The organism is Sulfuricurvum sp. (genome assembly GCF_049305995.1).
Taxonomy (GTDB): Bacteria; Campylobacterota; Campylobacteria; order Campylobacterales; family Sulfurimonadaceae; genus Sulfuricurvum.
In genome coordinates, this window is record NZ_JBAQPS010000208.1 from 1 (window position 1) to 4,120 (window position 4,120).

The following is a 4,120-nucleotide window of genomic DNA, read 5'->3' on the forward strand; positions in this document are numbered from 1 at the left end:
AATCCGTTTCATCTTGGTATCATACGTAGCAAATCCGATGATGACGCAAAAGACAGCGGCGTTCCGCTTGGCTTCATTATTCCATTTAAATGTTCGATGGGCAAAATGGATTTTGACACCGTAACGATTAAATAGCTCTTGCCACAATATCCCGACCTGTTCCCCCTGCATGATCGAGTTCGTCGATACGAGAGCCGCTTTTGCAGATGTTCCCTGCATCAGTTGTGCGGCTTTGATATACCATGCAGCGACAAAATCGAGAACACCCGCGTTTTTGACCCCATCAAATACGAGTGTCATATCCTCTTTTTGTTCTTTGGATTGCAATTTTGAACCCAAAAACGGCGGATTTCCGATGATGTAGTCAATCGTGATTTTCGGAAGTGATGCTTTAGCTTCGCTCATTTGCGGGACTGAAGTCCCACCTCCGTTTAGAGTATCTGCCCAATCGACGCGCAACGCATTGACGTTAAAGATATTCGCACTCTCGCGAATCGGAATGTTAAAATGGGGATCACCGAACATCTGCGCCGCGCGGAGGTTCATTTGATGATCGATGAGGAGCATCGCCATTTGGGTGATACGGCTAGGGAGTTCCTCGATCTCGAAACCGTAAAACTGGTCGATGTGGATCAGCGGTAATAGTGACTGGGTGATCTTCATAATCTCAAATTCGAGAAGCTTTAGCTCTCGATAAGCGATAACGAGGAAGTTCCCGCTTCCGCACGCGGGGTCGAGGAAATGGAGGCGGGAGATTTTATCGTGAAAGGCGTTTAGCTGTTTGGGTGTTTTTTTCACCTTTTCAAACTCTTCCCACAACTCATCGAGAAACAGCGGTTTGATCGCTTTCAGGATGTTTTTCTCACTGGTAAAGTGCGCTCCGAGTTCTCCTCGTTTGGCAGTGTCCATCGACGCTTGGAACATCGAGCCGAAAATCGCGGGGCTGATAAGGCTCCAGTCAAACGAACACGCATCGAGGAGCATTTCACGCATGGATCGATCAAACGTCGCAATCCGAATCTGCTCACTAAACACCGATCCGTTGACATAAGGGAACTGTGCGAAGCTCTCATCGAGATTTTTGGCACGTTTATCGTTCGGGGTATCGAAAATTTGGAACAGATAGCCGATTTGAGAACCGAGATTACGTCCGTCTTCGTCGGTGTAGAGATCAATAAACTCTCGAAAACCGTTTTTCGGAAATATCCCCGTATCCTCTGCAAACATACAAAAGAGCAAACGTGTGAGGAAAAGTTCGAGTTCGTGCCCCTCGTAACCGTTTTCGAGTAGTTTGTCATGGAGTTTCCCCATCAACTCTGCGGCGGCACGGTTGGTCGGTTCTTCCTCTTTGTAGGTTTTCTTTTGATACCCTGCTATAAAGGTGAAAATCTCGATGTTTTTGTGCAGTTCATCGAGAGTGAAATGATATTCGGCATTTTCATCGAGATCGTACAGCTCGAAATTTTGAAAATCGCACACGAGGATAAATTTCGGTAAGTCGCGCTCAGGCATGTTGGGGAAATAGTCTAACGCTTGGGTTTTCGCTTTTCGGAGGTCTTTACCGAAGCTTTTATGCTCGATGAGAAGCTGTCCTTTCCAAAACAGATCGATAAACCCCTGAGAGCCGCCCAGTTTTTTGATCGGCTCTTCAAACGTCGCTACACGACGGCGAGATACATCGAAAATTTGGAAAAAGTCGTTCCAAAAACTTTGTGCTTCACCGCGCTCGTATTTTTCTCCCGCCCATTCGTTTTGGAATTTCAAGGCGCGGTTTCGTATTTCACTTAAACTTATCATATAAGAGTTACTTTCATATCAAATTACTAAATAACTCTTATTATACAAAAATTATGAGAAAGTGTGATGAAAGATGACGATTTAAGATAAAAAACTGGATTCCCGATCAAGTCGGGAATGACGGAGACGTTACCCTTCGACTAGCTCAGGGTGAACGGGAAGAAGATGAAGTTTTAAACGTCCATCTCGATAACATTCCAAGGAAGACCTTGGGTGTTCATCTCATCCATAAACGGATCCGGATCGAGTTGTTCCATGTTGAACACCCCTTTTCCGCTCCATTTGCCCTCAACCATCAGTTTTGCACCGATAACGGCAGGGACACCAGTAGTGTACGAAACGCCTTGTGATTTTACTTCGGCATAGCACTCTTCGTGGTCTTTGACTTGGTAGATATAGATTTTACGTTTTTTACCGTCTTTTAGACCTTCAGCGACGATACCGATGTTGGTTTTACCTTTGGTACGAGGACCGAGTGATGCTGGATCAGGGAGCAACGTTTTCAAAAATTCCATCGGAACGATTTTCATCCCCTGATGCTCAACAGGCTCGATACCGAGCATACCGACGTTTTCGAGGCATTTCATGTGAGTAAGGTAGCTTTGACCGAATGTCATGAAAAAGCGGATACGTTTAAGCCCGTGGATATGTTTGACGAGTGATTCCATCTCTTCGTGGTACAACAGATAACTGTCTTTTGGCCCTACTTCAGGATAATCCCACACCTGCATAATCTCCATCGGTGCGGTTTCAATCCACTCACCGTTCTCCCAATAGCGCCCTTTGGCACTCACTTCGCGTAGATTGATTTCTGGGTTAAAATTGGTCGCAAACGGATATCCGTGATCGCCTGCATTACAATCGAGGATATCGATGGTGTGGATCTCATCGAAATAGTGTTTTTGGGCATACGCACAAAAAACGTTCGTCGCACCCGGATCAAATCCGCTTCCGAGTAATCCCATGATCCCTGCTTCTTTGAACTTCTCATCACGTGCCCATTGGAGTTTATATTCAAATTTTGCTTCATCGGGATGCTCGTAGTTTGCCGTGTCGAGATACGGTGTTTTGGTCGCGATACACGCATCCATGATGCTGAGGTCCTGGTACGGCAAAGCAACGTTGATTAAAATATCAGGAGAGTATTTTTGGATCAATGCGATTACTTCATCGGTATTATCCGCATCGACCGTAGTGATTTCGAGTGCACCTGCTGGAAGTTCGCTTTGGATCTCTTCACAACGCCAGATACTACGGCTTGCTAAAATAATACGATCGAAAACTTGGTTGTTCATGACACATTTATGTGCCACAACGCGCCCTACTCCGCCGGCGCCGATAATAAGTGCAGTTGCCATAGTAAAACCTCTGATATAAATATTATGTGATTATAGAGAAAATTCTCTTACGAAATCGTTACAGAGAGAATCCCTCATTTGTAATGATTCGTGAAGGTGATAATTTCAATCGTTTCATTCTCTACATAAGCAAAAATTGCTCTGTATTTTCGATCTAGACGGAATGAGTATAAAAGTCTGTGTTTAGGTTCTAATAGTTCCATATTGAGAGAGGGATGAAAGGGGTTTTGTTCAAAAAGTTGTTTGGCTTTTTCATATTTTTTCAGGAGCTGATGTTGCTTGAGATAATCATATTGATCTTCACGAAGCTCTAGGATAGTCATTTTTGATACATTCTACTTTTTTTTAGCCCTGCTTCTAGGTCTGCTAAAAAATCACTGCTGTATCCTTCACCCTTGAAATCTTGGACGATTTCTACAATAGGAGCTTTTTGAAATCGTTTAAAATAGGCTTCTTTTTTTACAATCGCTTTGCGAACTTTTTCTAAAGCGGCTAAATCAAGCTGTGAAATAAGTTGAACAATCTGATTTTCAGATATAGGTAATGCCAACATTCCTTCTCCTTTTTACGTGCTTTATTGTATCACATCTGGGGTTAGAAATGATCGGAGATATTTACTTTAATATTTCATCAGCTTTATTACCCCCCAAACAATTCATTATTTTCTTATATTTGGAAGTGAGGCTTTAGCCTCGCCATAGTGCGGGACTGAAGTCCCACCTCCGATTAGTTATAGGTATCACCTGACACCAATATTTTCTATCAAAGGGTGTTTGGTTCATGGTTCGACATACCCAAAATAAACGAAAAATGTCATGACCGCCTTGTATTGTTCCTAAATGCTACAATAAGTTGATAAATCATAACCGCAGTGCTAATCCTAACAATCGTAGCATAAAACTCGATACCTTTGTAAAGTTCAACATCTTTGAATGCACCGATTGGGTTGGTGATTTGAACTACAT

At 43.2% G+C, this 4,120-nt stretch carries 4 protein-coding genes; all 4 read right to left on the reverse strand.

The window, feature by feature from the left end; genetic code table 11:
• A partial coding sequence (locus tag WA010_RS07095) for a DNA methyltransferase (protein WP_422556435.1) occupies nucleotides 1-1,797 on the reverse strand: 1,797 nt, incomplete at its 3' end.
• 173 nt (nucleotides 1,798-1,970) lie between these two features.
• Nucleotides 1,971-3,155, reverse strand: coding sequence for a saccharopine dehydrogenase family protein (locus WA010_RS07100; RefSeq protein WP_422556436.1), 1,185 nt, complete (start codon nucleotides 3,153-3,155; stop codon nucleotides 1,971-1,973).
• A gap of 74 nt (nucleotides 3,156-3,229) precedes the next feature.
• Nucleotides 3,230-3,478, reverse strand: a complete 249-nt coding sequence (locus WA010_RS07105; RefSeq protein ID WP_422556437.1) for a hypothetical protein — start codon at nucleotides 3,476-3,478, stop codon at nucleotides 3,230-3,232.
• Nucleotides 3,475-3,708 (reverse strand): hypothetical protein, encoded by a 234-nt coding sequence (locus WA010_RS07110; RefSeq protein ID WP_422556438.1) that lies wholly within the window; start codon nucleotides 3,706-3,708, stop codon nucleotides 3,475-3,477. Before WA010_RS07110 ends, WA010_RS07105 begins: the two co-directional genes overlap by 4 nt.
• Between the last annotated feature and the right edge of the window lie 412 nt (nucleotides 3,709-4,120).